Below are 26220 nucleotides of genomic sequence, written 5' to 3'. Positions count from 1 at the left end.
CTTCCTATGCAGATATGCCTCTCCCTCGTTTATATACCATTTCCCACATCGGAATAATGATTATAGTGCGTAATTTGGTTGCGACCATTGCGCTTGGACTTATAGAGCGCTTCATCTGCATGTTGGATTAGTTCTTCCACTTTTACAATGCTGCCCTGCTGATTGGTACTTACTCCAATGCTAAATTCCAAATGAACCTTTTCATTATTCACTACCAGAGACAATGCCGTTAATGCGTGATAAAGATTATCAGCCAATATTTGCACCGATTCCCCTTCCTTAACCTGACTTAGCACAATAAATTCATCCCCACCAAAACGAGCAACAATGGACTCAAACGGTTCAAAATAGTCCTTTAATGCTTTGGCTGTACTCGTCAACGCATCATCGCCAATTAAATGTCCATTCATATCATTGATTTCTTTAAAATGGTCTAAATCCACCATCATTAAAGCTAGTTGCTGATTACTTTCGGCCGCTTTTTCAACCATCTTTTTCGCCTGTTCATCAAAATAGCGTCGATTGTAGATATTTGTCAGCGGATCCATATAGGCATTTTTTTCAAATTGCTTCTTATGATCGTTGTATTCCATTTCAAACAATACATGTGAATAGTTTTCACGTTGAATTTCTAATAAAATATTAATAAATTCTTTTTGTATAGCACATAACACAATTTTATTACCCTGTGCCTCAATTAATTTCACTAAAGAATTATAAATGATTTGCAGCAAGGACAGGTCATTGTTTTGCAGGGCATAATGTTTCGTCTTTTGATATAAATCAATGGCTTCACTGATACGCCCTTGTTTTTCACATAGGAAGGCGTACGCATTGAAAACCTCTAGTTGTACTTTCGAATAAGGCGGATCTTGAATCGTTGCCAGCAACTCTAGTAAGAGTTCGTTCGCTTCATCAAATTCTTCCAGCCAAATAAGTGCAACAGCTAGGTTCGTTTTAGGATACATAACCCCTGTATAGGGCTCTTTATGCTTCACTTCAAATGCATTCGAATAGTAAAGACTTTTTAGGGCAAATTCCTTGGCTGTGCGATAGTTACCCATCGAAATTTCTAAATCACTTAGGTTATTGTAAATTTTCCCCATACTCTCCACATGATGAATCGTTTCAGCTATTTTTAAGCCCTTCAGCATTAACTCTTCTGATTTCTTTAAATGACCAAATGTTCCCCAATAAATAGCGGCTAAATTATAGTATTGAATTAAATCAATATCATTGCCATGTTGAAAGGTTAGCTCACGATATTGTTCAAGGACACTGATGGAAAGCTGTAGATCACCCGTTTGAAAATAACTAGCACAGCTATAGCGCAATAGCAGGATAGCCTTATCATACATTCCAAGCTCAATGGCACTCTCAATTGCGGCACTACTTATTTCTATATATTCTAAAAAGCGATCAGCATTATATAATTCATTGAGCGTAATCCATAATTCTTCAAATTCTTGTGTGTTCATACCGCTCCCCCTTATTTTCACCCTTACTTCTTTAATACTACCTTTGCACACAAAATATTACAATTCTTTGGACTCATTTAATTTCCCATCATTAAGCAATTATTCCTAACAACAAATATCCCTATGTATTTTATCCTAGATGTAATGAAAAGTTATTTTAACATGGTACTTTCACTATAATTTTCTCCTCAACAAAAAACAAGCCTCTTTCAAAGAGACTTGCTAAGATTCCTGTAAACCTATTAGCGCTTTTAACTGCATTGCTCTTTTAGCATTCAGTTGGATTTCTCCACTCCCTACTTTTTGAAGATAAAGAGATCCACCATAGCCCTTCCACATTTCGATACGCACGCCATCAACCTGAAAAGAATAATCGGGAGGTCTTGCTATCTTATTGGCTGACTGCCACGGGATATCCTGCAAAAACTGAGCGACTTCTTTGTCATTTTCCAGCTCAAGCACCTTTGTAATGGTTGGCTCTAGTTTTTCCAATTTAGTTAATAAACCATATTTTCTTACGACTCCGTTTTCCTCAATGCTCCCTGTTCCCATTGAAGTGAAAGTAATATAATCCCCCTGCTCGACAGGAAATTCATCCAGCACAGGATACCAATCGGCTTGTTCATATTTTTCCGCAAGCTGTCCCTTCGTCATATGATTAAGATCCTCAGGAATCACTCCTTCTATAAATAAGAAAACATTCGATTCGACCTTCGCAACTGTGCCGACCATTGAAGAGCCATGTGCACTGGTACGTATTTCGATGTTATGCTCCTTTTGAAAGGTTCTTGCCTGCTCAGCAAAATGCGCTTGGAAATACCGTTTGGCATCAATATTGGCTACCTCTTGATAAGCATAAAAGGTTGGATATTTTTCTTGATACATCGCATACAGCTTCGTCCTAGCGGTATACATTGGCAGGAGGGGTTCAAGGTATGTTTTCACATATTGTTTCGGCTCTAGTCCGAGAAAAAGAGCTTCAGATTCAGGCGATTGCTGTAGCATTTCCAATTGCTCAACCTGTTTCTTTCTTTCTGCCTCTAACTCTTTCTTAGAATAGGTAACCCCTAATGATTTCGCAAAATAGTAGGAGGCAACAAGCTTTTCATATGAAAAATACGCCTCCTCTTTATAATATGCCTGCTCTTGCCCTAACCATATCATATGGCTAATACGCTCAAAGTGCTCCAGTTGCATTTCACGGAATAGGGCGGTCGTCTGCTTTGTTTCGTTCGTTAAAAGCTGCATCATTATAAAACCCACAACACAAAGAGTGAGCACAACCGTTAATAGCGTGAATCGTACAGATTTTTTTCTGTTAGTCGGCTGTTGTAACACATGTTTTTTGACTCTTTCTTTGCTCACTGTCACATCCCCTGCTACATTGACTAATTCCTTCTGTATATCATTCATGCCCTAGCACCTCCCATTCCTCCTGCTTTAGATGGGGCTTTAACGCTTCTCTTGCCCGTTTCAGCCTTGTTTTCACCGTATTTTCTGCAATTCCTAGTAGCTGAGCAATATCACGAATCTTCATTTCTTCAAAATAATAAAGAATGACGGGCTCACGATAGGCTAAGGACAATTTTAAAATGGCTGCCCCAATCTGAGATCGTTCCTCTGCTGCAACGAGCTCATCTCGTTGTTTATTCCCCTGTAGCGGAAATAGTTTTTCTTGGAATAGTAATTTCCTATAATGCCAGCTTTTTAAATAATCTTTGCTTTGATTAATCGTTAACGTGGATAAATAAGCACGTAGCTGCCCTCGCTCCTCATAGCCACGCTGAGAAAATTTAATAAAGACCTCTTGCACAATATCCTCGGCTGTTTGCCGGTTTTTCACGTAAAAATAGGCGAGACGTAATAAATGTTCTGCATGTTCATCGATTATTTCTTCAAGTATGCCGTCCACCTCCCCTTCTTACACTATAAACGACTGCCACTAAATAACCGTTTCATTTTTTTAACTATTATCCAAAAAAACCTTGACCTTGGAGCATACTCCAATGTTAGGATTAATTTAGGAGGTGCTCGTATGAAAATTAAACAATTCGCCGAAAAATTTCACTTAACAACTGATACAGTCCGTTACTACGAAAAAGAGGGTCTTTTACATCCCCGAAAACAGGACAATGGCTATCGTGTGTATGATGCCGCATGTGAGCAGACAATGAAATTCATCATCGTCTTACGTCAACTCGGCTTTACCTTACAAGAAATTAAACATTTACTGACATTGGAACAAAAGCCTATCTCCACAGCTTGTAATGAAGAAACCGTACAGCTATTTTCAGTCAAAATAGCACAAATCGAGCAACAATTACGTTTTTATCAGCACGCACTGCAATCATTACAATTGACTAAGACATTAATGGCTGACGGACAATATGAAAAAAATCAAGAAAAAATTGCCTCCCTCATTGAGGGGATGTATCAAAATTTATTGGAAGGTCGTGACTTATGATGAAATTACGTAAAATCATCTCTTTAGAATATGTGATTGCCTTGATTATCACCGTCTTTTTCTATGGGCACTTGGATTTTTCATGGCTGTATTTTATGGTGTTTTTATTACTCCCTGACATCACTATGATCGGCTATCTCCTCAATCCGAAAATAGGCGCTGTTTTCTATAATATTGGGCATAGCTTTGTATTGCCTGCCCTCCTTCTAGTAATAGGCTTTATGATGTCTAGCTCTATACTTCTGATGATTGCTTTAATTTGGCTCGCACATATTTTCTTAGATCGCGCACTTGGCTACGGTTTAAAATATGAGGAAGCCTTTCAGAAAACGCATTTACAACAAATTACGTAAGTATTACAAGAAAAACAACCACTCTACATGGTTCAGTGATAGAGTGGTTGTTTTTAAACTAATAGATCATCCTATTTATAAATCATCAACCTGCTACGTTTACTATGTACGGTTCACTTTATCCCCTCATCATGAAGATAAGAAAGTTGTAAATAAACGGTAATATCAAAGCAAGCGCTAAGCACAGCACCGCTGCCCATTTTGTGTTCTTGATGCCCCTGTCATCACCTATCTTTAGATGATGAAAATAAGTTAATGTAAAATAAAAGCATACAACTATCAACAGAGGTGAGGTCAATTGTTGGAGTGCACCAACTATAAATGTAGACATCGTCAAAAACCTCCTTTTTTAAATTAAACCATAAAAAGGCAGGATCATCCATCTGTGATCCTACCACTGTTCTATAATTAGATGAAACGTTTTAAGATGGATTCATAAAGCCCTACCATAAATAGGCCAATCACGATGGGAATCAGGGATGTAAAACTAAAATAAAAACCTGCATCATCATACTGACCTAAAAAGTGAAATTGTAGCCAAGATACTCCATAGGTTTCCCCTACTCCATATAAGAAAATAGTGGTAAATAAAAACAATGCAAGACATTTCAGCCCTTCTGCTCTTTTCATAGCATCACCTCATTGAACAAGTGTCATTTGTTGCACAAAGCTTAAAAGATCCTCAAGCGTTAACTCTGGATTTTCCCCAACGATATTGTATTGATAGCCATTTTCCTGCCAAGAAATGGAACGGAAATTTTCATCATCCATAACAGTTCCTTTTTGCCCTCGAATAACCATCTCTTTTTCATTTAATATTGGCTCAATTTCTGCCAAACTCGGATCTGCCTTGAAAATAGTAACAAAAAATGCTGGCTGCCCATCTAATCCATAGTCAAACGAATACTCAGGCCGATCTTCTAATCCTTTAGCCATAGAAATCTTGTCTAGCGTAAGATCATTTTCTTGTGGGACTACTAAAAAAGCTCCTAGTTTTTCTTTGGCAACTGCTAACGAAACAGATTCTGAAGTATCCTCTCCACTAATTTCTTCAATCGTTACATCCTTAGGTAGATCTAGTGTAAATTGTTGATCATCTATTTTTTTACCCTCCTCCATCTTTGTAAATTCCGTGATCATTTGATTTCCTGCATTATCTGTCTTCGTTTTTAATGTCAGCCATGTTTTCTTATCAATCCATACTTCGATATCCCCAAATAACGATTCGCTTTTTTTCGTTTTGGCTACAATTTTATACGTGTCTCTACCAGCTACCTTTTCCTCACCTGCGATCTTAATCTCATGTGTATCCTTGATTAAATTAAAAATAAGCTGTACTTGATCTCTAGGTGATTGAAGCCCATCTAGTCCACCTTGTGGAAAGGCCATTTTATAGGCTGTATTTTCAGCAACATCATAGCTTATCACTTGTGAATCAGTCATGACTGAGATGACGTGTTCACCATTGTCACCGGTCATCTCCATACGTCTATTGCCATCCTTGACCCACTCTTTCACTTGGGCTTTACCACCAAGCTCTCCCATATCTAACGTGTATTCGCCATAATAAGTTAGTGGTTCCTTGGATTCTTGTAGTGCTTGGTCAATAATTTCCTGTGGTGAATACGATGCCTCCGTATTACAGCCCACTAAGCTAAATGTCATCACAGCGATTAAGCCCGCTGCTCGGCATGTTTTTTTCCATTTCATTTTTGATTTGCTCCTTTATAAGGTGGTAGCCAGCATACTACAGCTGTTCCGATGTTCTCCTGCGAAAACAGCTCTACTGTACCACCATGTTTTTCGATAATTTGTTTTGTAATATTTAAACCTAGACCTGTCCCTCGTTCTCCAGCCTTCGTTCTTGCACGATCTGCTTGATACATGGGCTCGAATAATTTTGTGATGTCCTCCTTCAAAATGCCTTGACCATTATTTTGCACAATGATATATACACCTTCTTGCTTGTTCAAGGTTGGCTTCAGGAAATCAAAACTCCATACTGGATAACCCCCAGCATTGACGGCCGCTAAGCCAATAGATGTACCGATATCTCCATAGCGCCATGCATTGCTCATTAAATTATCAATCACGCGCTGTAATTGTTTCGGGTGAACCGCATATAGCCCATCTACATCGCAGAAAACGTTTAAAGTAAATCCTTGTTCCTCACATAATGGTTCGTAGTCAGACAATGCCATCTCAAAAAATTCTGCAGCTTCAACAGCAACCAGCTCTAATTCATAATTCGTTGATTGGAGCAATGTATACATGAGTAAATCCTCTAGCATATGCTTCATCCGATCAGCCTTCGTTACGATGACCTGCTGATATTCCTCTTGTTGCTGTTCTGTAAGCCCCCTGCTTTGTAAGGATTCTGCATAGGCTTGAATGGCAGTCAGGGGCGTTTTTAAATCATGGGAAATACTTGCAATCATCAACTCTTTTTGTAGCTGCTCCTCTTTTAAGGAAGCTCTTGTCTTTTCAATTTCATTCTGCATGGCCACAAATGATTGAGCTAATTCTCCAATTTCATCTTTCCTTGCGCTAAGATTTGTTTCCACATGGCTACCTTTTGCAAAAATGCGCATTTGCTGCATCAGCTCTTTTAATGGTCGATTTAGTCTACGATTAAGCACGAACAGGACAGCTAAATAGATGGCAAGGAATAGTAGAATGGAACCTGTTATAACAAGCCATGAACGATTTTCAACACCCTTTACCCAATCTGCCCTAACTAATTGAATTTCATAGACACCCAATAAATCACCCTGTTGATAGACAGGCTCCTTATAGGTAAAAGCGTTGTATGTTTGTTGTAAATCAAATAATCCTTTAAACATGCGCTCTTTTCCAACATAGCCTGATAACAAAGGATTGGAGGAATATAAAATAAAGCCAGATTTTGTATAAAGGGTAATCCCTAGCTGCTCATTTGTCAGCTCTTCTAAATCTTGTAAATCCGCGTTTTTTTGATAGAGCGCTGGATTGTCAATGGTTGCTTTTATTTGATTCAGCTCAGTCCACTTATCAAAGTATTCCGCAACATTTTTATCTTGATAATAAGCATTTATCCACACATAAAGGCTATATGCTCCTGCAATCGGTAACACCATGACAAGAAAAAATGTAAGGAGTAACCATGTTTTAATTTTCATAATGGTTCACCTATAAAACGGTATCCCTTGCCCCATACAGTTTGAATAAAATGGGGGCTTTTCACAGAATCATTTAGCTTTTCACGCAATGCCTTGATATGTACTGTGACCGTATGTGTGTCCTCTATACTCGCCTGCTGCCAAATATGCTGATACAATTCCTCTTTTGTAAAGGTTTTACTGGGATTTTTAGCAAGTAGCCTGAAAAGAGCAAATTCTTTTTGGGTTAGCGCTAGCTCTTGCTGATTAACACTCACTATCGCTCGTTGCCAATCAATCATTAATCCAAAGGCATAGGCAGTCCGATCTTCTACTTCCTCTAGCTTGTTATAACGTTTCCAGCGCCTAAGATGGGAAGCCACACGTGCCTTCAACTCCTCTAAACTAAACGGCTTTGCAATATAATCATCTGCCCCTTGCAAGCCCTCCACCTTATCCGCTTCTTCCTTACGAGCACTCATCATGATGATGGGCACATCACTTTCCCAGCGTATATTCTGACAAACCGCAAGCCCATCCATCTCTGGCAGCATCCAATCAACCAACACTAAATCGAAGGAATCTGCCTGAAAATCTGCTAACCCTTCAAGGCCCGTAGTCGCCCACGCCACACCATACCCCTCCTGCTCTAGCGTCTCTTTGACAATCCGACCAATAGCGACATCATCCTCAATCAGTAGTAACTTTTCCTTCATTCGTTCTCCTCCTGTCTCCACCTTACTATGGAAAAAGTGATTTTCTCCGAAGTTTATACTTTCTTTATAATTAACCTTAGAGGGAATCCGCTCCTCGCACAAGTAGGAGTGTTCCCAGCATTCTACTAGGTTGTAACCTTTACTTTGTGCGTTGTATCCACCGCTTTTCTCGTTTTATCCACCACTTTGCTCTTCCTATCCACTTCTTCTTCTCTATCCTGCTTTCTTCTCTCGCTATCCTCCACTTTGAGCGTTCTTTCCACCGCTTTCTTCGTTTTATCCTCCACTTTGCTCTTCCTATCCACTTCCTCTTCTCTATCCTGCTTTCTTCTCTCGCTATCCTCCACTTTGAGCGTTCTTTCCACCGCTTTCTTCGTTTTATCCTCCACTTTGCTCTTCCTATCCGCTTCTTCTCCTCTATCCTGCTTTCTTCTCTCGCTATCCTTCACTTTAAGCGTTCTTTCCACCGCTTTCTTCGTTCTATCCTTCACTTTGCTCTTCCTATCCACTTCCTCTTCTCTATCCTTCATTCTTCTCTCGCTATCCTTCACTTTAAGCGTTCTTTCCACCGCTTTCTTCGTTCTATCCTCCACTTTGCTCTTGCTATCCACTTCTTCTCCTTTATCCTGTTTCCTGCTCTTGCTATCCTCCACTTATCTACGCACATAAAAAAAGAATGCACAATTGCTGTGCATTCCTCTTATCGTACTAGAAAAATAAACTTAAAATATAGTAAATCAAGGCTGCCATAACGGCTGAGATTGGCATTGTGATGACCCAAGTTGTGACGATTTTGCGTGCCATGCCCCATTTAACGCCTTTGACGCGGTGCGCTGTTCCTACACCCATGATGGATGAAGAAATAACATGTGTTGTAGATACTGGTAAGTGGATCAACGTCGCACCAAAGATGATAGAAGCAGAAGCTAAATCTGCCGCTACTCCATTTACTGGGCGGATTTTCATAATCTTACCACCAACTGTTTTGATGATTTTATAGCCACCTACAGATGTACCAAGACCCATCGCTGTTGCTGCTGCAAAACGTACCCAGAATGGGATATCGTCCCCATGGTGTAGGCCGCCCGCGATTAGAGCTAGTGTAATAATCCCCATCGCTTTTTGAGCATCATTTGTTCCGTGTGTAAAAGATTGTAAGGCAGCTGTCCCAATTTGCATGGTACGGAAGCCTTTATTTGTGCGATATAAATTCATGTCTTTGAAGATAATCTTCAATATTGTCATCATTAGGAAACCAGCTGCGAATGCTAGCAATGGTGAAAAAATAAGTGCTTGAAGAATTTTAATAAACCCAGCATAGTTCAAAATATCAAATCCTGCAGCGGCAATGGCTGCGCCTGCAACAGAACCAATTAATGTATGAGAAGAGCTGGATGGAATCCCAAAGTACCATGTTAACAAGTTCCATGTGATGGCAGATAATAAAGCTGCTAAAATCACTACAGAACCTGTAATATCGCCATCATAGGCATTTAAAGTAAACGGGTCCACAATATCCTTTGTTAATGCTTTCGCTACCCCAACGAAGGTAATGGCTCCAACGAAGTTCATTACCGCTGCCATGTAAACCGCAGTACGTGGCTTTAAGGCACGGGTTGATACAGAAGTGGCAATGGCATTTGCTGTATCATGGAAGCCGTTAATAAAATCGAACACAAGTGCGAAAATAACGACTAGTATGGTGATTAATAATATCGTATCCATTTCGTACACTCCATCTTACGCATTACGCATAATTATTGTTTCAATTGTATTAGCTACTGTTTGACAGCTATCGGCAATATCTTCAAATTGCTCATAAATATCCTTGAAAACAATCAGACGCATTGGATCTTTTTCCTGGATAAATAACTGCTTCATGGAAGAACGGAAAATTTCATCACATTCACGTTCATTATCTTTAATTTGAATAGCATGTTTACGCATTTCTACAAGCTTTTTACTATTTAACAGTTCCATGGCTTGTACCATTTCATCTGTGCTTTTTGCAATATATGTGAGGAATTGGCGCATTGGCTCAGTCACTTCCGTTAAGTTGTACATATTGAAGTGAGCAATACAGCCCTCCATTCCGTCAATCACATCATCTAGCTTATTCGCTAATGCTAAAATATCCTCACGCTCGATAGGCGTCATAAAGGATTTATTTAGCATCACAATAAGTTCATGAATTAGTTTATCGCCACTTGTTTCATATTGCTTCATTGTATCGGCAATTTCTTTTAACGCATCTATATCTTGAATGCGAGCATTATGTGCATAATAAATACCTTCATTCACGTTTTTTGCGATTTTTAGTAATGACTGAAAAAATGGATCTTGCTTATTTGAGTTGAACATCCTGTTCCTCCTGTGAAATAAATATTGTCGATTTCTGAATCATCATAACAAAACATTTACACAATTCAACAAAATTTTAAACATGAAGATGTTGATTTTACAAAAATGTAATATAAATTTTGCCACATTTATTTTTAAGCTGTTTTTCAAGTTGCAAACGTTGGAAATCAAATATTAAAAATCACCGTTTTTTCTTTAAATATAACCATTTTTTCTGTTATTTTTATAAAAATACTTGAAATAAACTTTTTTCCGCTTATTTATTTATGATGTGAAATGTTAAGGAATTGTAAAGGAAATTTACATGAAAATGCTGGAATTTCATTGTTATTTTTTGTATTTTATCGTACGCACAAACGTATTCCTTCTTGTTATGCTCGTCCTTAGAGCTGCTTATACAATAAATGCATGAAAACATGTGGACCTTCTGTTTTCAGTCAATTGACAAATAATATTAGCGTGCTATAATACTTTTGGGCTTCACCGCATTGAAGCGCAGAAGTATTTATTCGTATTAGGAGGATTCACATGTTTCGAATAGAAGCAAAGAGTAACCCTCGATTTATAGAGGCATTCTTTATTATACTGTTAATTATTATCACAATGGCTTATAGTATTGGCTATTTAAAAGCAGCACCCCACATCCCGATTTTTTTAGTGATTGCCATTTTGCTGGCTTATGGGTTATGGAAGAAAGTATCCTTTCGTGACCTGGAAGGCGGTATGATTGCTGGTGCTAGTGCTGGACTTGGTGCCGTTTTTATTTTCTTCTTCATTGGTATTTTAATTTCGAGCTGGATTATGGGTGGAACGATCCCAACGCTCATCTACTATGGTTTTTTAACCGTTTCACCGAACTTTTTCTTTGCGATTGTTTTCCTTATATGTAGCATCGTCGGCATCTCTGTTGGAAGCTCGTTAACAACGGTGGCAACAGTTGGTGTGGCATTTATGGGCATTGCTGGTGCGATGGACATTTCATTAACGATCACGGCTGGAGCGATTGTTTCTGGTGCCTTCTTTGGTGATAAAATGTCTCCTTTATCGGATACAACCAATCTTGCTTCAGGTACGGTTGGTGTAGATCTTTTTGAGCATATTAAAAATATGGGTTGGACCACTATTCCTGCTTTCATCATTTCCTTTGTGCTGTACGCTATTTTATCGCCATCTGGTGCTTCAACATCGTTTGAGACTGTGGAGCAATTTAAAGACGGATTACTGTCGACAGGATTGATTCATTGGTATACATTATTGCCAATTGTTGTTCTTGTAATCATGACATTTTATAAAGCACCTGCTGTCATTACTTTGGCAGTCGTATCCATTATCGGTGTAGGTCTTTCCTATATGCTTGACCCGTTACCAGCTGCAGATGTTTTCAAAATTCTCTTTGATGGCTATGTCTCTCAAACTGGTAATGAGGAAGTAGATGCCTTGCTAACGCGTGGTGGCATGAATAGTATGCTCTTTACAATCGCGCTTGTCTTACTTGCTTTAACAATGGGTGGATTACTATTTACACTCGGCATTATTCAAAGTATTTTAGGGAAAGTTGAAAGCTTATTTAAAAGTGCTGGCTCCGTTATAACAGGTGCTGCGATTACGGGCATTGGTGTCAATACATTAATCGGTGAGCAGTATTTATCCATTCTGTTAACTGGTGAAGCCTTTAAAGCGCAATTTGCCAAGGTAGGTCTTGCGCCGAAAAACCTTTCTCGCGTTATGGAGGATGCTGGTACGGTCGTCAATCCGCTAGTCCCTTGGAGTGTTTGTGGTATTTTCATCACAAGTGTCCTCGGTATCTCCACACTGGATTATCTACCCTTCACCTTCTTCTGCTTACTAGGTCCCATTCTAACGATTATTTTTGGTTGGAGCGGCAAAACGTTAACAAAGCTTGATCAATAACAAAAGGTAGCTGATCAACACATCAGCTACCTTTTTTAACTTATCTAGCATTACTTGAAATGTTGGGCTTGTGGAATCTGTACATGGGGACATCGCTTTGTTAAAATGCCCATTTATCCTGTGGCAACATCTTTAAACTCACTTGAGCTGGGGTTTTATAGAAAAGTTCTAACCCCTTATCAGCTGTAGAAATCTGATAACCCGTAAATTGGGCAGTTGTAGGAGCAATCTTTGTGATGCCTTGGTACGGAATTTTACTTTTAAATGGACCACTTTTCACTAATAGATATTCTTCATCAAAAACAAAGTGAATAGATGTGGCGTACCACCAGACGACGCTTGCTGAAAGAATAAAACATACCGACATGATCATGACCATTAAGAATGTTGCGAAGGGCCACAGTGCCATAGCCACCATGAGCCACACCATTAAGAAGCTCAATATAACCGGAACCTTGTTTACTTTTGCAGGATATACCATAACCATTCATCCCCCTTTCACTCAACCATCTTATTAGTAATTACCATGAAGAGACTAATCGGTATATTGCCAGCATCTGCATACGCAAAGATGATGACATGATATGGTAAAAAACTAAATTTCGTTGCCAAATTGGGTATGTGTTTAATCGAAAATCTAGCTCTGCAAAAATCGAGTATATTTAAGATGTCACTTTGGCACAGTCGATTTACCTTATTGTTTCCAAGCAAAAACACTCGACTATGTTCTCTTTATCCTTATAATCCCCAATATGTAATCGTGTCTATCATGCCGACTAATAGTAATAATAAACCAGCAATCATTTGCATACTTCTCCCCATCTTCATGCTTGTCCGTACAATAAGACGTTTGGCATTAAAAACATATAGCAAGAGGAGCATGATTATAAGCGGTACAGCCGTTGCCACGCCAAAAATACTTGGTAGGATGAAGCCATAGGAAGTGCTTGCTACAATGGGCATGAGCCACACAAAGAACAAGACAAACATGGTCGGACAAAAGGCAATCGAAAAACTAGCACCCATCAAAAAGGCACCCAATTTCCCTTCTTTTACTATAGCTGGTAATTTCGATGACAAGCGTTGCAGAAAGGTGAATTTCACTAAACCGATTAGCACGAATCCTGTTAATAGCAGCATTGGTCCGATCGCCTGACGAAAGATTGGAAAATATAGCGTCATCTTCGTTTCAAACGATTGACCCAACAGCCAAGCTAGCAGTCCAAGCCCACTAAAAACAACCACTTTGCCCATCATAAAAAACATAATCTCCTGCCAAATACTGCTCCTATGAAGCGTTCGACTGCCATAAAACGTAATGGCACTCATATTCCCTGTTATTTGACATGGAGCAAGTGCACCTATCAAGCCAAGCAGAACGGCCATCATCCATGCAGAATGCTCATAGCCATGTAATAATTGCGTAATTGGCTCACTAATAAACTGACTAATGGTGGACATCACACTATACATTTCAACACCCTCTATCTTTCATCATTAGGAAGACCTACATTCATTTAGTATAAAAGCTAAATATGAATAATCGGTGCAGAAACCATTACTTACCTTAGTATTCTTACAAAAACAACACGCATTTAAAAATTTCATTTTCCAACTAGTATAGCGAAAAATTTGCCAGTCTTGAAACCTTTTTTCAACACGAGCGTATGTATAGCTAACCATGTCAGTAGGAGGAATGAAAGATGTCTTTTTTTCATAAAGCATTAGCAAGTTTTGGAATAGGTGCAGCAACGGTGGATACAAGATTGGCAAAGGATGCTTATCGCGCTGGAGAGGTTATGCAGGGGGAAATCATCGTGCGTGGCGGTCAAGTTGACCAACAAGTTGATGCTATTTATCTGTCAGTTAATACGACCTATATTCGCGAGTCCAATGATCATAAACATACAGAGGTTGCTGCTCTACAAAAAGTCAAAGTAACAGAGCCTTTCACACTGGCGGCTGGTGAAGAAAAGGCCTTTCCTATTTCGATAACACTGCCATTTGAAACACCGATTAGTGCTGGTAAAACACAAGTCTGGATTCAAACGGGACTCGATATTAAAAATGCTGTCGATCCAAGTGATAAGGATTATATTCGTGTGGAGCCAACAATGCTTGCAGGCCATATACTGGATACAATTCAAGGCCTAGGTTTCCGTTTACGGGAAGCTGAATGCGAACAAGCCCCTTCCCGCTTCCGTGGCTACTATCCATTTGTACAGGAATTTGAATTTGTACCAACTGGACAATATAGAGGGCATTTAGATGAGCTGGAAATCGTTTTCCTCTCCCAGTCTAATCATTCAGCGGAAATTTTAATGCAAATTGATCGCAAGGTAAGAGGCATTGGTAGCTTTTTTGCAGAGGCATTAGATATGGATGAACGCTATGTCAGAACAACGATTACGATGCATGACCTACCTGTTCTCCAAGCTAAGTTACAGCAAATTATTTCAAAGCACGCATAACTCTCAGAAAAAGTAGTTGAAGCTTATCTTCAGCTACTTTTTATTTAAATTCTATTTAGAATAGAACTATTGTGAAAGGTAAAAAACTACTTATTTTATTGATGTTATGTCTAATCCTTTCTCGACATTTATACCTTTTAGAAATAATAAGCTATCGTATGAGTCATTTTGGTAGCATGGTTGATTAGAGTGTAATATAACTTCTACGTGCTCACTGGAAAGGACGCTGGTGGAACGGAAATCAACCGCTAGCCTTGCTATAATGGTTTTTAACGTTATTTTTTTAACAACATAAACCCATCTACCATAATTGTGTATAGGTAGATGGGTTTTTGTCTATCTTATTTCACAGCCAGCTTTACTTTTTCCAGCACTTCCTCGGCTGTTGCTAATTGGAGGGCTTGTGCTGCTAAAGCTTGCATTTCTGTGGCAGATAATTGCTTCAGCAAGGAGCGTGTTTTTAAAATAGATGTAGCACTCATGGAGAATTCATCTAAGCCTAAGCCTAGCAATAGTGGAACAGCAAACTCATCGCCTGCCATTTCACCACACATCCCTACCCATTTTTGTTCTTTATGGGCAGCTTCGATAACCATTTGAATTAAGCGTAAAATGGCTGGGTTATACGGTTGATATAAATAAGAAACCTTTTCATTCATACGATCCGCAGCCATTGTATATTGAATTAAATCATTGGTACCAATGGAGAAGAAATCCACTTCTTTCGCAAAGATGTCTGCCATTACGGCTGTGGCTGGAATTTCAACCATCATTCCGATTTCCATGTCTGAGCTTACAGCAATACCTGCCGCTATAAGCTTTTCTTTTTCTTCCAGCAAAATGGCTTTTGCCTCCCGAAATTCTTGGATGGTCGCAATCATTGGGAACATAATTTTTAAATTACCATATACCGAAGCGCGTAATAAAGCGCGTAATTGTGTACGGAATAGCTCTTGTTGCTCTAAGCATAGACGAATGGCACGATGACCAAGAAATGGGTTCATTTCTTCTTGCAACGGCAAATATGGTAAGTGTTTGTCACCACCGATATCCAGTGTTCGAATAACTACTGGCTTACCCTTCATTCCTTCAATGACTGTTTTGTATGCGGTGAATTGTTCTTCCTCTGATGGCAAGTTTTCTCGACCCATATATAAAAACTCTGTACGATACAGGCCAATTCCTTCAGCACCATGACGCAGCACACCGTCCAAATCACTTGGTGATCCAATATTCGCAGCTAGTTCAACATGTACGCCATCCTTGGACACAGTCTGCTCGTTTACTAAAGTGGACCACTCCGCCTGCTGTGTACGATAATGTTGTGCCTTTTCTTGATAATTAGCAATGACATCTGCTGTTGGATTTACAAGCACTTGACCAGATAAACCATCGACGATTAACCAATCGCCATCTTGAATCGTTGTCGTTGCCGTCCCTGCCCCTACGACTGCTGGAATTTCTAACGAGCGTGCCATGATGGCTGAATGGGATGTACGACCACCGATATCCGTAATAAAACCAAGGACATAATTACGGTCTAATTGGGCTGTCTCTGAAGGGGTCAAATCATTCGCAACAATAATCACCTGTTCGTTAATACTGCTTGGATTTGGCATATGTACATCGAGCAAATGTGCTAATATGCGGTTTGTCACATCTTTAATATCGGATGCACGCTCACTCATGTATTCGTTATCCATACCTTCAAATAATGCCACAAACATAGACGATACTTCATGTAAGGCATACTCTGCGTTAACCGCCTCATCTGCAATTTTTTGATTGATCGGCCCAATTAATTCTGGATCATTCACCACTAATAAATGCGCCTCAAAAATCGCAGCCTCTTCAGCACTAAATTTTTTCAATGTTTGCTGTTGAATGACCACCAGCTCTTGCTCTGCTTTGGCAAGAGCGGCTGCTAAACGTTGTTGCTCAGCCTCGATATCTTGAACCGTTGTTTTCGTGAATGTTAAATCTGGTTGGACAAAACGATATGCTTTGGCAATGGCAATGCCGTCTGAAGCGGCAATACCAGTGAGTTGTGTCATTGTGCAAGCCCCATTTCTGTTATGAGTGTCGTTAAAGCTGTTAATGCTTGCTCTTCATCTTCCCCATCTACAACAAGTGTAAATTGTGAGCCTTGCTTCAAGGCTAATCCCATCACACCTAAAATGGATTTTAAATTAGCTGCTTTTTCTTCTGTACGCACTTCAATTGATGAAGTAAATGGTGTTGCTTTTGCCACAAGTTGGCTTGCTGGACGTGCATGAATTCCTAAAGGATCGACTACTGTAAATTGTTGTGTTTTCATTATATATTCTCCTCTTCTTGTAAGTCTGTTAAAATGATAACGTTTGGGTGTTTGGACAACACACTTGCTGGAACATCTTCTGTATAATCAGATGCCAGCACGCGCTCTAAAACCTCACGCTTAGTTTCTCCCACTGCGATTAACAAAATGCACTTTGCACGCATAATTGATTGAATCCCCATCGTGTATGCCTGTGTCGGCACCTCATCAATGGATGAAAAAAAGCGAGCATTGGCTTGGCGAGTAGATTCTTCCAATGTGACAAGATGTGTCAAAGAAGCAAATGACGTGCCTGGTTCATTAAAGCCGATATGACCATTTTGACCGATCCCAAGCAATTGGAAGTCTAAGGGATGCTGTTGCAGTAAGGCTTCATAGCGAGCTACCTCCTCTAAAGGATTGGCTGCTAGACCATTCGGCAAATAGGATGCTCGAAAGGGTTTTTGCTGAAATAAATGTTTGTTCATATAATAGGCATAGCTTTGCTCGTGAGTTGCCTCAAGCCCCACATATTCATCTAAATTAAAGCTAATGCAATGTGAAAAATCGAGATCTGTTTTGCAGATTTTAGCATATAACGGTTCCATTGTTCCACCAGTAGCCAATCCGAAAGTTGTCGCCCCATTATTTTTAGCTTCAACGATTGTTGTCACGGCTTGTGCATATAAATCATCAATTGAGGAAAATCTTTTTAATCTCACCGTTCATCCTCCTTCATTCGTGCCTTAAAAATGAATACGCTGACCATATTGATCAATGAGCGCATCGTTATTATTTTCACCTAGATTATTACTACCAAACACTGGTATATTTGTGCCCTGTTCATGCATTAGCTCAATAATTTGTGCGCATAAAGCATTTAATAATGTCGCACCTAAGACGGTGGACACAGGTGCATATTGCAACTGATCAACAGTTAATACCCCATCCCCTAATGGAACATGCGTATTCAATACTTCATCAACCACATGCTCTAAACGCTTGCCCGATGAATGTCGTGATGGCTGTTGCTGATACTCCAGTGATTGCAGAGATATGGTTAAAGCACCCGCTTCCTTAGCGTAGATAGCCATATCAATTGGTGCTGGATTATTGGCAGATGTCGAAATGATGATACAAACATCGTGGTCATCAAACTGTAGCTGATCCTTGTATGAGGCTAAAAATGCCTGTTTTTTTTCATTTTGCGAGGATTGCCGTGCACCCTGATGCAGCATTAACGATTCAATGTGTATCGGTTTAACAGGCACTAAGCCACCCGCTCTGTAATAGCATTCCTGTGCTAATAACATGGAATGACCAGAACCGAACAGCTGGATAATGCCTCCCCTTGTGAGACGTTTAACAATTTGCTGGGCAACATGTCTAATTTGTTCACTTTCCTGCTGTGCCACCATTGTTAAATATCGATTGACTTGTTGAAAATAGGTATTCATGTTCTATCACCTTTTCATTTCGATCGTTCCATGCTAGATGTTCGCATGCCTTCTGACGTTAACGGTCATTGCCTATTGCATGGCATCATATAAGACCTTGCCTGCCTTAATTGTTTGATAAAGCTTTAAATGTTCATCCATAATCACAGCATCTGCATCATAGCCTTGCACAAGCTGCCCTTTATTGGTTAATTTCAATTGCTGAGCAGCATTGAAGCTTGACATTTTCACAAGCTCCTCCATTGTACATTTCGTAATATGACGCATATTTCGTATAGCTTGATCCATTTTTAAAATACTACCCGCTAAAGAACCGTTTGATAAATGAGCGCCCGCTTCAGTCACATGAACTATTTGGCCGCCTAAATCATACTCACCATATGGCATACCCTTTGCGCGCATCGCATCGGTAATTAATATAAGACCGTCTGCTCCCTTTAACCGATAGGCCATTTCCACTGCCCCTTCATGCATATGAATAAAATCAACAATGAGCTCAGCCTTGACGGCATCGAGCAACAAGACGCCACCAACGACACCTGGGTCACGATGATGGAATGGACGCATTTGATTGTATAAATGTGTCCCCTGTGAAGCACCTAATTGAACCGCTTCTTGCATTTGCTCAAATGTTGCATCTGAATGACCAATCGATACGATGACACCGCTTGCAGAAATACTTTGCACTGCCTCCATGCCATTCGGTTCTTCTGGTGCTAGCGTAATTTGCTTAATTTTATGGCCACTCAATTCCTGCCATTTTGTCCATATAGCCCTATCAAGCGGGACAATATAGTCAAGCGGTTGTGCTCCCGCCCGCTCTTTCGAAACAAATGGTCCTTCAATATGAAGTCCCAATATTTCCGCCTCGTCTGACTGTGGCTGGAACTGTGCCACATTGGCAATGGCCCGCTCAATTTTGTCATAGCTTTGTGTCATAGTTGTTGCTAAAAAGCTTGTTGTACCTTCTTTTAGTAACGATTGTGCCATTATATGAAGTCCCTCATCTGAGGCATCCATTGTATCCATTTGAGCAGACCCATGAATATGCATATCAATAAATCCAGGTAATAAAAATTTCCCTGAACCATCTAGCTGTTCCACATGATTGACATTGAGCTGTGTAGCAATTTGTGCAATTTTGCCATCCTTCATCCACACATCCACTTGCTCATCTCGACCATTTGCGTTGACCACTGTGATGTTCCGAATTAATAAACTCAAGAAAAACATCTCCTCTTCTTGAACAAGGGCTGTTGAAAAGGCGTCCATTTGCAATTTCCTATTGCCTATGTGTAGCTTTTGCAAACAGCCCTATTTGTTGTTACTTTTTCATTGTAATAATATTGGTAGAGCCCGCTCGTTGGTAGCCAGATTTTCCGAGTGTAATCTCTTGACCCATTAAACTTGTGAAAACAACTGGTGTGATCACGGAAGGTACTTGGTCTTTAATCTGATTGATATCTGCCTTTAAAAGCATATCTCCACGCTGAATTTTTTGACCATCCGTGACGAACAGGTCAAAGCCTTTACCATCAAGTTTGACTGTATCTAAACCAACATGAATTAATACTTCCAGACCTGCATCTGATTTCAAGCCAATCGCATGCTTCGTTGGGAAAATCATCACCACTTCACCGTCAAACGGTGCATAAACTGTGCCATCCATTGGACGAATACCAAACCCAGGACCCATCAACCCTGCCGAAAATGCCTCATCTGGCACTTCTGATAATGGCAATAAATCACCTGTCATGGGCATTTCAAAATCATGGAAGTTCATTGTTTCATTTTTGACTGCTTCTTGCACTACAGGCTGTGCTGTTGGCACTTGTGTATTTGTAGGTGCTGGATTGCCTTTTTTCAAACGATCTTTGATGGCCTCTGCTAAAAACTCAACAGATGTACCAATAATCACTTGAACATTCGTTTTACTAATGCGCATTACCCCTCGTGCACCTGTTTGCTTCAATGTTTTTTCATCTACAACATTGGCATCCTGTACAGACAGTCGTAAGCGAGTTGTACAGTAATCCACTTGCTGAATATTTTCTTTTCCACCTAATGCTTCAATTGTATAGTAGGCACGTAAATCAACATCGTCAGAAATGGCAGCATTTGCTTCTCCATCCTCTTCCTCGTCGTCTTCACGTCCAGGTGTTTTTAAGTCTAATTTTTTGATTAAGAAATAGAATACAACAAAGTAAATCGCACCAAAGCCTAAGCCTAAAGGCAGTAAGAGCAATGGTTTATCTGCTAGACCTAAGTTTAACAAATAGTCAATTAAACCTGCCGAGAATCCAAAGCCATCACGGAATCCAACGATATAGGCCACAGCGAGTGCTATACCTGTTAGTACAGCATGAATACCATATAGAACTGGTGATAAGAACATAAATGAAAACTCAATCGGTTCTGTAACACCTGTTAAAAAAGCTGTCAAAGCGATGGAAAAGAACATCCCACCAACGACAGGACGTTTTTCTTTTTTCGCTGCAAAGTACATCGCCAAACATGCTGCTGGTAACCCAAACATCATGATTGGGAAGAAACCAGCTTGGAAATGTCCAGCTGATGGATCTCCCGCTAAGAAACGGTGGATGTCCCCTTTCACCACTTCGCCCGCAGCATTCGTAAATTCACCAAAATCAAACCAAATGACCGTGTTAATTACATGGTGTAAACCAACTGGAATTAATAGACGGTTGAAGAAACCATACATTCCAACACCAAGTGATCCTGCGCCAATCATCCAATTGCCGACAGAATCAATACCACCTTGAATTGGTCCCCACACAATCGCTAAAATACTAGCTAAAATCGCCATGGTAATGGACGTAATAATCGGTACAAAGCGCCGTCCGCCAAAGAATGATAACCATTCTGGAAATTTCACATTATAATATTTGTTATATAATAAGCCTGCCGTAATACCGGCAATAATACCACCAAACACACCCATATCTAATTCTTCATTAACAGTTCCTAAAACGGCCACTAATACAAGATGAGCAATCGCACCTGCAAGTGCTGCGCCCCCACTGCTATCATGTGCAAATCCCATCGCAATCCCAATCGCAAAAATGATTGGTAAATTGCCGAGTATAGCATTGCCCGAAGCGGCCATAATACTAGCAATGTACTGGATTGCTTCATTCGGTACGGCTCCAAGCATATCCCCTGAACCTAAACGCAATAGTAATGCTGCTGCTGGTAATGTAGCGATTGGAAACATGAGAGACTTACCGATTTTTTGTAAGAAAGCAAACATTATTTATCCCCCTTTGGTATAGTTGTCTAGACCACTTTAGTAAAAAAAAAGCGTTTTCACTAAGTTGCTATTATTATAGGCGCAATTCAAAAAAAAATAAATACTTTTTTAATATTTCGTGTTGCCCAATAAAAAAACCGCACCCTAATTCAATTAGGGCACAGTTCTTATTTTAGATTATGCAGTTATATCACGTTTCATAAAGGTTGTATAACTAATCACAAGGAACAAGAATGCATAAACAGCAAGCACAGTTAAAGAGAAAGGCATCGTAACATCCGCGATCATGGAGCCACCACCATGTTCATACTGTGTTAAATCTGAATGCGTGAGCCAAATGTATTTGACAATGTCGTATCTACTCAAGAACATAACAATCATGCCACCTGTAAAGGAGAGGAACATCGTTAAACCAATCGCTAATGAGCTTGAACGGAACACCGAACCTACTAAAAAGGCAAATAATGTAGACATAACAAAATCACCACTAGAAAGTAGATAATGATACGCTAAATCCCCCCATACAGCCTTTTCAACTACTACACCATTGACGATTTCTAATTCGACACCTGTTCCCATACCAAACAAGACCAAGCCCACAAGAGCACTTACCACCACATTCACAGCATATAAGAATAAACCAAATAGGAAGGTTGACAGTAGTTTGGACGTTAACACTTTCGCACGAGACATCGGACGTGTTAACAGCATTTTAATCGTACCCGTTGAAAATTCGCTCGACACAATACTAGCCGCTGTAATGACCGTAAATAAAGTAACAAGTGTGAGCATACCACTTGTAAAGGACATAAAGCTCGCAAGACTATTATCCTTTTGACTAGGCGCATCATTGGCTAAACGATATTCAGAAATAGCGATTTGCTCTTCATAACGGGCCTTATCTTCCTCCATTAAATCATCACTTGCAAGCATCTCCTTGTTCGCTTGGATTGCTTGCTGCTCCAGCTCCTGCCAGGAGCCTTCATCTGTTGATTTTACTTCATAATATTTCATGATAGCACCAGGAACAAGAATAACAAGAATGAGCATCGCCACCATTGCCCAGGTTCCTTTTTTATGCCATAATTTCATCCACTCATTTTGAATTAGCTTCAGCAATTTGTCCGCCTCCAGTCATTTCTAAGAATTGATCCTCTAATGTTTTTTGATGTGGCTGTACAGCAAATAGTTGCATACCCGCTTGCACTAATTGTGACGTCAATGCAGGAACATCCTCTTTCTTCATTTCCACTACATAGCCTTCATTTTCAGCAACGAAATGGTAATCATGCTGTTCAAAATGAGCAGACAGCTGTTCTTTTGGCTGTGCCTCCACATAATAAAAGGATGAGCTTTCATTGTGAATATCACGGAGGTCAATGAGTTGCCCATTTTGGATCACTGCCACGCGATCACACATTAACTCAATTTCAGATAATAAATGACTCGATACAAAAACGGATACGCCATCTTCCGAAGCAATCTTGCGCAGGTACATACGGAACTCACGAATACCAGCAGGGTCTAAGCCATTTGTTGGTTCATCTAAAATTAAAAACTTTGGTCGATGTAGCAGCGCCTGCGCTAATCCTAATCGTTGGCGCATACCTAGTGAATACGTAGAAACCTTTTCATGTATACGATTTTCAAGACCAACCTGTTGAACGACCTCTTGAATTCGTTCTTTCGTCACGTTTTTATGCATACGTGCAAAATGGAGTAAATTTTTATAGCCTGACATAAATTTATACATCTCTGGATTTTCGACAATTACGCCAACCTTACTAATGGCTTCCTCATAATGCTCTTGTAGGGAAAGCCCATCAATAATGACATTGCCCTCTGTTGGATGCATCAGCCCGGTCATCATTCGTATGGTCGTTGTTTTCCCCGCTCCATTCGGTCCTAAAAATCCTGTAATCTGCCCTGGATATAAATCAATGTTTAACTGTTGAATTAATTGCTTGCCTCGAATTGTTTTCGATAAATTTTGCAATTGTACAATTGGTTCTGTCATTTTTTTCACCCTTTCTTATCGATTTCGCCTTGGCATAATGGCGTCCAGATTTTGATTGTCCTTACACAATCAAAATCCATGACATCTGCCCGCGGCTATATCCTCAATCAGTAGATGCTATTGAAGCAACACTGCTAAAATGCTTACTGACGATCCTTTCTTCACTTTGAGAGGTTGGTATCTTGTACTCAAAGACGATAAAATCCCTTCATCCACTCGACTGCGTCCTTATTTGCCACATCGCGTAAGGTTTCGACTTCTTCATAAGCCGTGATGGTCCCCGCCTGCAATAAAATAATTTGATCTAAAATAGGTTCTACCTCATATAATTCATGTGTTGATAGCAAAATCGTTTGATTTTCGATATCTGTAAATTGAATTAAGCCCTTAATCAACTGTTCTCTCACAATGGGATCAAGCCCAGCAAATGGCTCATCCATGACATAAAAAGGAACCTCTCGACCAAGCGTAGCAGCCATTTTCATCCGACCACGATTACCCTTTGATAATTGACGTAGCTTCGTATTTTTATCCACCTGTAAAAATTGTGCGACGATACAGGCCTTATCATAGGAAAAATCTTCAAATTGAGAGGCATAATACTGGAATAGCTGTTCGCCCGTATAATACTCAAAAAACAAATCCGTATCGGGTAAATAAGCAATTTGATCCGCACTTCTACGTGTGACAGGCTTGCCATTCAGTGTGACTTTACCAGCAGAAGGTCTTAATAAACCCGCTAATACTTTCATTAGCGTAGATTTACCACTTCCATTTTCCCCTACAAGCCCAATGATTTGTCCAATCGGGAAGGAAAAGGATATATCCTGTAAAATCGGCTGTTTCTTATATTGAAAAGACACATTTGATAGCTCTAACATACCCTTCACCTCACGCTTTATTTTTCAAAACATCAAGCATTTCTTCCTTTGAAAAGCCTAATGCCTCAATCGATGTTAAAAAGTTTTCAGCTAGCTGATTTTTCATTTCTTCTCGTAATAATTCAATGCGTTCCTCATTGCTTGTAATAAATGTACCCTGGCCTCGTTTGGTTTCCGTTATCTTCATCGCCTCTAACTCCTTATAGACACGTTGCACCGTATTGACATTCACACCTGTTTCAACTGCATATTCTCGAACGGACGGCAGTCGATCTCCCAGCCGTAACTTTCCCTTCAAAATGTCCCCACAAATTCGATCGACAAGCTGGCTATAAATCGGTTTATCACGAGAAAAATCCATTGTCATCGTAATACCACCTTTTCAAGCCATTTAGATGCTGCTAAAAAGAGCAGTAGCATGAATAACGTCATTGCCACTTCTTCGACAACATAAAACGAACCTAGCATCCATTCCATTGTCATCTCTTTCCCTTTTGGTAAGTACTGTTCGATATGGCGAAGTGAAACTTCTCCACGGAGGAAGATCGTTTGATACAGCTCACTTTCCGTCACACGCACCCAACCAGCTGTCGTTAAATAAAATGCAGCCATTGTCAGCACAATCGAAAAACGACCTATTACGCGCTTCAACTGCAAATAAAAAGCTAAAAAGAATAAAAGAAGGATAAATAGCATTAATTGGAAAATCATTAACACAATAACAACTAATACCAAAGTCAATAAAATTTGTCCAGTACTTGCAATCAGTTCATCTTTGATATTGTAGATGGCTATACTCGTAAAAAGTGTATTGAAGAAGACATAGCCTATTAACGAGCATACCAACTTTGCACCGATAAGCTTCGTGATAGAGCTTGTTGAATGTAACCAGCTCTCCTTTGCTTTAATATCCAAACGCAGCGTCGCTAAAAATTGTAAGACAGAATAAAATCCGCCTAGAACAAGGACAAGCATCGTAAAGGCAAATGCTAGTTGATTCTCATGCGCAAAGAGATCAACATATTGATGTAATACATAGGGAACGATCCAAGATAACATGAGACCAATAAATATCCCCACTAGAAACCATGATCGGTAAAGTACCCATTCTTTTTTTAAAAGCCCTGCAAAACTTTTCACCCTCAACACCTCATGTCATAGTGTACTAGTCAAATAGTACACTATGACTTTTTAATTTTCAAGTGGCAAATACAAGAAAAAGGAAAAAACTTTTTCTTTAGGCCTGTCCTTTTAAAAAGCCTTCCATTCCTTTATTCTTTTGCAATATGAATAAATAGTTAATTGAATAAACGGGGCTCATTTGTGCATGCAGAAACACTTCTTTTCTAAACGCTGCTTCTCGAAAGAAGGTATTCGTATGTGAAAAACAGAATATATTGATAGCAT

Annotated in this window: 27 protein-coding genes; 4 read left to right on the top strand and 23 right to left on the bottom strand. The window is 39.7% G+C overall.

Annotated elements, in window-relative coordinates:
- Positions 1–29 precede the first annotated feature (29 nt).
- The 3 genes from V6670_RS09315 to V6670_RS09305 all read right to left on the bottom strand — a co-directional run bounded on the left by V6670_RS09315 (position 30) and on the right by V6670_RS09305 (position 3390).
- On the bottom strand, positions 30–1478 hold the full coding sequence (locus V6670_RS09315) for a GGDEF domain-containing protein (RefSeq protein ID WP_058843721.1): 1449 nt from the start codon (positions 1476–1478) through the stop codon (positions 30–32).
- Positions 1479–1700: 222 nt separating this feature from the next.
- Positions 1701–2891 carry a hypothetical protein gene (locus V6670_RS09310; RefSeq protein ID WP_141903132.1) on the bottom strand — a complete coding sequence of 397 codons (1191 nt, stop codon included), beginning with the start codon at positions 2889–2891 and terminating at the stop codon, positions 1701–1703.
- A complete protein-coding gene (locus V6670_RS09305) occupies positions 2884–3390 on the bottom strand; it encodes a sigma-70 family RNA polymerase sigma factor (protein WP_141903131.1) in 507 nt (168 codons plus the stop codon). Before V6670_RS09305 ends, V6670_RS09310 begins: the two co-directional genes overlap by 8 nt.
- Before the next feature lie 123 nt (positions 3391–3513).
- Between V6670_RS09305 and V6670_RS09300 the strand changes: the two genes are divergently transcribed.
- On the top strand, positions 3514–3942 hold the full coding sequence (locus V6670_RS09300; RefSeq protein WP_338653804.1) for a MerR family transcriptional regulator: 429 nt from the start codon (positions 3514–3516) through the stop codon (positions 3940–3942).
- Entirely contained in the window at positions 3939–4295 is a 357-nt protein-coding gene (locus tag V6670_RS09295) for a DUF4260 domain-containing protein (protein ID WP_338653803.1), read from the top strand. Before V6670_RS09300 ends, V6670_RS09295 begins: the two co-directional genes overlap by 4 nt.
- 408 nt (positions 4296–4703) lie before the next feature.
- Here V6670_RS09295 and V6670_RS09290 read toward each other — a convergent pair whose 3' ends face one another.
- The 7 genes from V6670_RS09290 to V6670_RS09260 form a co-directional block, all read right to left on the bottom strand.
- Entirely contained in the window at positions 4704–4925 is a 222-nt protein-coding gene (locus tag V6670_RS09290) for a hypothetical protein (protein WP_036117260.1), read from the bottom strand.
- Positions 4926–4934: 9 nt separating this feature from the next.
- Entirely contained in the window at positions 4935–6005 is a 1071-nt protein-coding gene (locus tag V6670_RS09285) for an outer membrane lipoprotein-sorting protein (protein WP_338653800.1), read from the bottom strand.
- A complete protein-coding gene (locus V6670_RS09280) occupies positions 6002–7453 on the bottom strand; it encodes a HAMP domain-containing sensor histidine kinase (RefSeq protein WP_338653799.1) in 1452 nt (483 codons plus the stop codon). The genes V6670_RS09285 and V6670_RS09280 overlap by 4 nt, the downstream gene beginning before the upstream one ends.
- On the bottom strand, positions 7450–8148 hold the full coding sequence (locus tag V6670_RS09275) for a response regulator transcription factor (RefSeq protein ID WP_338653798.1): 699 nt from the start codon (positions 8146–8148) through the stop codon (positions 7450–7452). The genes V6670_RS09280 and V6670_RS09275 overlap by 4 nt, the downstream gene beginning before the upstream one ends.
- 125 nt (positions 8149–8273) lie before the next feature.
- Positions 8274–8801, bottom strand: a complete 528-nt coding sequence (locus V6670_RS09270) for a hypothetical protein (RefSeq protein WP_338653796.1) — start codon at positions 8799–8801, stop codon at positions 8274–8276.
- A 55-nt stretch (positions 8802–8856) separates the two neighbouring features.
- A complete protein-coding gene (locus V6670_RS09265) occupies positions 8857–9873 on the bottom strand; it encodes an inorganic phosphate transporter (RefSeq protein WP_141903124.1) in 1017 nt (338 codons plus the stop codon).
- Positions 9874–9888: 15 nt separating this feature from the next.
- A complete protein-coding gene (locus V6670_RS09260; protein ID WP_004229078.1) occupies positions 9889–10509 on the bottom strand; it encodes a DUF47 family protein in 621 nt (206 codons plus the stop codon).
- 528 nt (positions 10510–11037) lie between these two features.
- On the opposite strand from V6670_RS09260, the gene nhaC reads away from it, so the two are divergent.
- Positions 11038–12420 carry a Na+/H+ antiporter NhaC gene (nhaC, locus tag V6670_RS09255; protein WP_036117219.1) on the top strand — a complete coding sequence of 461 codons (1383 nt, stop codon included), beginning with the start codon at positions 11038–11040 and terminating at the stop codon, positions 12418–12420.
- Positions 12421–12520: 100 nt separating this feature from the next.
- On the opposite strand, the gene V6670_RS09250 is transcribed toward nhaC, so the two are convergent.
- Positions 12521–12901, bottom strand: coding sequence for a PH domain-containing protein (locus V6670_RS09250; RefSeq protein ID WP_338653789.1), 381 nt, complete (start codon positions 12899–12901; stop codon positions 12521–12523).
- 257 nt (positions 12902–13158) lie between these two features.
- Positions 13159–13893 carry a sulfite exporter TauE/SafE family protein gene (locus V6670_RS09245; RefSeq protein ID WP_338653787.1) on the bottom strand — a complete coding sequence of 245 codons (735 nt, stop codon included), beginning with the start codon at positions 13891–13893 and terminating at the stop codon, positions 13159–13161.
- Between the two features lie 230 nt (positions 13894–14123).
- Between V6670_RS09245 and V6670_RS09240 the strand changes: the two genes are divergently transcribed.
- Complete coding sequence (locus tag V6670_RS09240) at positions 14124–14891, top strand: sporulation protein (RefSeq protein ID WP_338653785.1); 768 nt, start codon at positions 14124–14126, stop codon at positions 14889–14891.
- A gap of 341 nt (positions 14892–15232) precedes the next feature.
- Here V6670_RS09240 and ptsP read toward each other — a convergent pair whose 3' ends face one another.
- The 11 genes from ptsP to V6670_RS09185 form a co-directional block, all read right to left on the bottom strand.
- Positions 15233–16945, bottom strand: coding sequence for a phosphoenolpyruvate--protein phosphotransferase (gene ptsP / locus V6670_RS09235; protein ID WP_338653783.1), 1713 nt, complete (start codon positions 16943–16945; stop codon positions 15233–15235).
- The gene (locus tag V6670_RS09230) at positions 16942–17208 is read right to left on the bottom strand and encodes an HPr family phosphocarrier protein (protein WP_036117208.1); all 267 of its coding nucleotides are present in this window, start codon (positions 17206–17208) and stop codon (positions 16942–16944) included. Before V6670_RS09230 ends, ptsP begins: the two co-directional genes overlap by 4 nt.
- Positions 17208–17909, bottom strand: a complete 702-nt coding sequence (locus V6670_RS09225) for a glucosamine-6-phosphate deaminase (RefSeq protein WP_338653781.1) — start codon at positions 17907–17909, stop codon at positions 17208–17210. The genes V6670_RS09230 and V6670_RS09225 overlap by 1 nt, the downstream gene beginning before the upstream one ends.
- A gap of 24 nt (positions 17910–17933) precedes the next feature.
- Positions 17934–18644, bottom strand: a complete 711-nt coding sequence (locus tag V6670_RS09220; protein ID WP_338653780.1) for an SIS domain-containing protein — start codon at positions 18642–18644, stop codon at positions 17934–17936.
- 72 nt (positions 18645–18716) lie between these two features.
- Positions 18717–19868 carry an N-acetylglucosamine-6-phosphate deacetylase gene (gene nagA, locus V6670_RS09215; RefSeq protein WP_338653779.1) on the bottom strand — a complete coding sequence of 384 codons (1152 nt, stop codon included), beginning with the start codon at positions 19866–19868 and terminating at the stop codon, positions 18717–18719.
- Between the two features lie 100 nt (positions 19869–19968).
- Positions 19969–21915, bottom strand: a complete 1947-nt coding sequence (nagE, locus tag V6670_RS09210) for an N-acetylglucosamine-specific PTS transporter subunit IIBC (protein ID WP_338653778.1) — start codon at positions 21913–21915, stop codon at positions 19969–19971.
- A 177-nt stretch (positions 21916–22092) separates the two neighbouring features.
- Positions 22093–23034: an ABC transporter permease gene (locus tag V6670_RS09205; RefSeq protein WP_141903115.1), complete on the bottom strand. Its 942-nt coding sequence runs from the start codon at positions 23032–23034 to the stop codon at positions 22093–22095.
- Positions 23012–23932, bottom strand: a complete 921-nt coding sequence (locus tag V6670_RS09200) for an ABC transporter ATP-binding protein (protein WP_338653776.1) — start codon at positions 23930–23932, stop codon at positions 23012–23014. The genes V6670_RS09205 and V6670_RS09200 overlap by 23 nt, the downstream gene beginning before the upstream one ends.
- Before the next feature lie 188 nt (positions 23933–24120).
- Positions 24121–24813, bottom strand: coding sequence for an ABC transporter ATP-binding protein (locus tag V6670_RS09195; RefSeq protein WP_338653775.1), 693 nt, complete (start codon positions 24811–24813; stop codon positions 24121–24123).
- 10 nt (positions 24814–24823) lie between these two features.
- Positions 24824–25180: a GntR family transcriptional regulator gene (locus V6670_RS09190; protein ID WP_036117195.1), complete on the bottom strand. Its 357-nt coding sequence runs from the start codon at positions 25178–25180 to the stop codon at positions 24824–24826.
- A complete protein-coding gene (locus tag V6670_RS09185) occupies positions 25177–25953 on the bottom strand; it encodes a hypothetical protein (protein WP_338653774.1) in 777 nt (258 codons plus the stop codon). The genes V6670_RS09190 and V6670_RS09185 overlap by 4 nt, the downstream gene beginning before the upstream one ends.
- Between the last annotated feature and the right edge of the window lie 267 nt (positions 25954–26220).

The sequence above is a fragment of the Lysinibacillus sp. Y5S-8 genome (assembly GCF_036894365.1).
Lineage (GTDB): Bacteria > Bacillota > Bacilli > Bacillales_A > Planococcaceae > Lysinibacillus > Lysinibacillus fusiformis_D.
The sequence above is the reverse complement of the archived record's forward strand: the minus strand, read 5'-3'. Positions and strand labels throughout refer to the sequence as shown.

Excerpts from the sequence above, each read along its gene's own strand:
- V6670_RS09315 (WP_058843721.1), bottom strand. The coding sequence starts at position 1,478 with ATGAACACACAAGAATTTGAAGAATTATGGATTACGCTCAATGAATTA.
- V6670_RS09310 (WP_141903132.1), bottom strand. The coding sequence starts at position 2,891 with ATGAATGATATACAGAAGGAATTAGTCAATGTAGCAGGGGATGTGACA.
- V6670_RS09300 (WP_338653804.1), top strand. The coding sequence starts at position 3,514 with ATGAAAATTAAACAATTCGCCGAAAAATTTCACTTAACAACTGATACA.
- V6670_RS09295 (WP_338653803.1), top strand. The coding sequence starts at position 3,939 with ATGATGAAATTACGTAAAATCATCTCTTTAGAATATGTGATTGCCTTG.
- V6670_RS09290 (WP_036117260.1), bottom strand. The coding sequence starts at position 4,925 with ATGAAAAGAGCAGAAGGGCTGAAATGTCTTGCATTGTTTTTATTTACC.
- V6670_RS09285 (WP_338653800.1), bottom strand. The coding sequence starts at position 6,005 with ATGAAATGGAAAAAAACATGCCGAGCAGCGGGCTTAATCGCTGTGATG.
- V6670_RS09280 (WP_338653799.1), bottom strand. The coding sequence starts at position 7,453 with ATGAAAATTAAAACATGGTTACTCCTTACATTTTTTCTTGTCATGGTG.
- V6670_RS09275 (WP_338653798.1), bottom strand. The coding sequence starts at position 8,148 with ATGAAGGAAAAGTTACTACTGATTGAGGATGATGTCGCTATTGGTCGG.
- V6670_RS09265 (WP_141903124.1), bottom strand. The coding sequence starts at position 9,873 with ATGGATACGATATTATTAATCACCATACTAGTCGTTATTTTCGCACTT.
- V6670_RS09260 (WP_004229078.1), bottom strand. The coding sequence starts at position 10,509 with ATGTTCAACTCAAATAAGCAAGATCCATTTTTTCAGTCATTACTAAAA.
- nhaC (WP_036117219.1), top strand. The coding sequence starts at position 11,038 with ATGTTTCGAATAGAAGCAAAGAGTAACCCTCGATTTATAGAGGCATTC.
- V6670_RS09250 (WP_338653789.1), bottom strand. The coding sequence starts at position 12,901 with ATGGTATATCCTGCAAAAGTAAACAAGGTTCCGGTTATATTGAGCTTC.
- V6670_RS09245 (WP_338653787.1), bottom strand. The coding sequence starts at position 13,893 with ATGTATAGTGTGATGTCCACCATTAGTCAGTTTATTAGTGAGCCAATT.
- V6670_RS09240 (WP_338653785.1), top strand. The coding sequence starts at position 14,124 with ATGTCTTTTTTTCATAAAGCATTAGCAAGTTTTGGAATAGGTGCAGCA.
- ptsP (WP_338653783.1), bottom strand. The coding sequence starts at position 16,945 with ATGACACAACTCACTGGTATTGCCGCTTCAGACGGCATTGCCATTGCC.
- V6670_RS09230 (WP_036117208.1), bottom strand. The coding sequence starts at position 17,208 with ATGAAAACACAACAATTTACAGTAGTCGATCCTTTAGGAATTCATGCA.
- V6670_RS09220 (WP_338653780.1), bottom strand. The coding sequence starts at position 18,644 with ATGAATACCTATTTTCAACAAGTCAATCGATATTTAACAATGGTGGCA.
- nagE (WP_338653778.1), bottom strand. The coding sequence starts at position 21,915 with ATGTTTGCTTTCTTACAAAAAATCGGTAAGTCTCTCATGTTTCCAATC.
- V6670_RS09200 (WP_338653776.1), bottom strand. The coding sequence starts at position 23,932 with ATGACAGAACCAATTGTACAATTGCAAAATTTATCGAAAACAATTCGA.
- V6670_RS09195 (WP_338653775.1), bottom strand. The coding sequence starts at position 24,813 with ATGTTAGAGCTATCAAATGTGTCTTTTCAATATAAGAAACAGCCGATT.
- V6670_RS09190 (WP_036117195.1), bottom strand. The coding sequence starts at position 25,180 with ATGACAATGGATTTTTCTCGTGATAAACCGATTTATAGCCAGCTTGTC.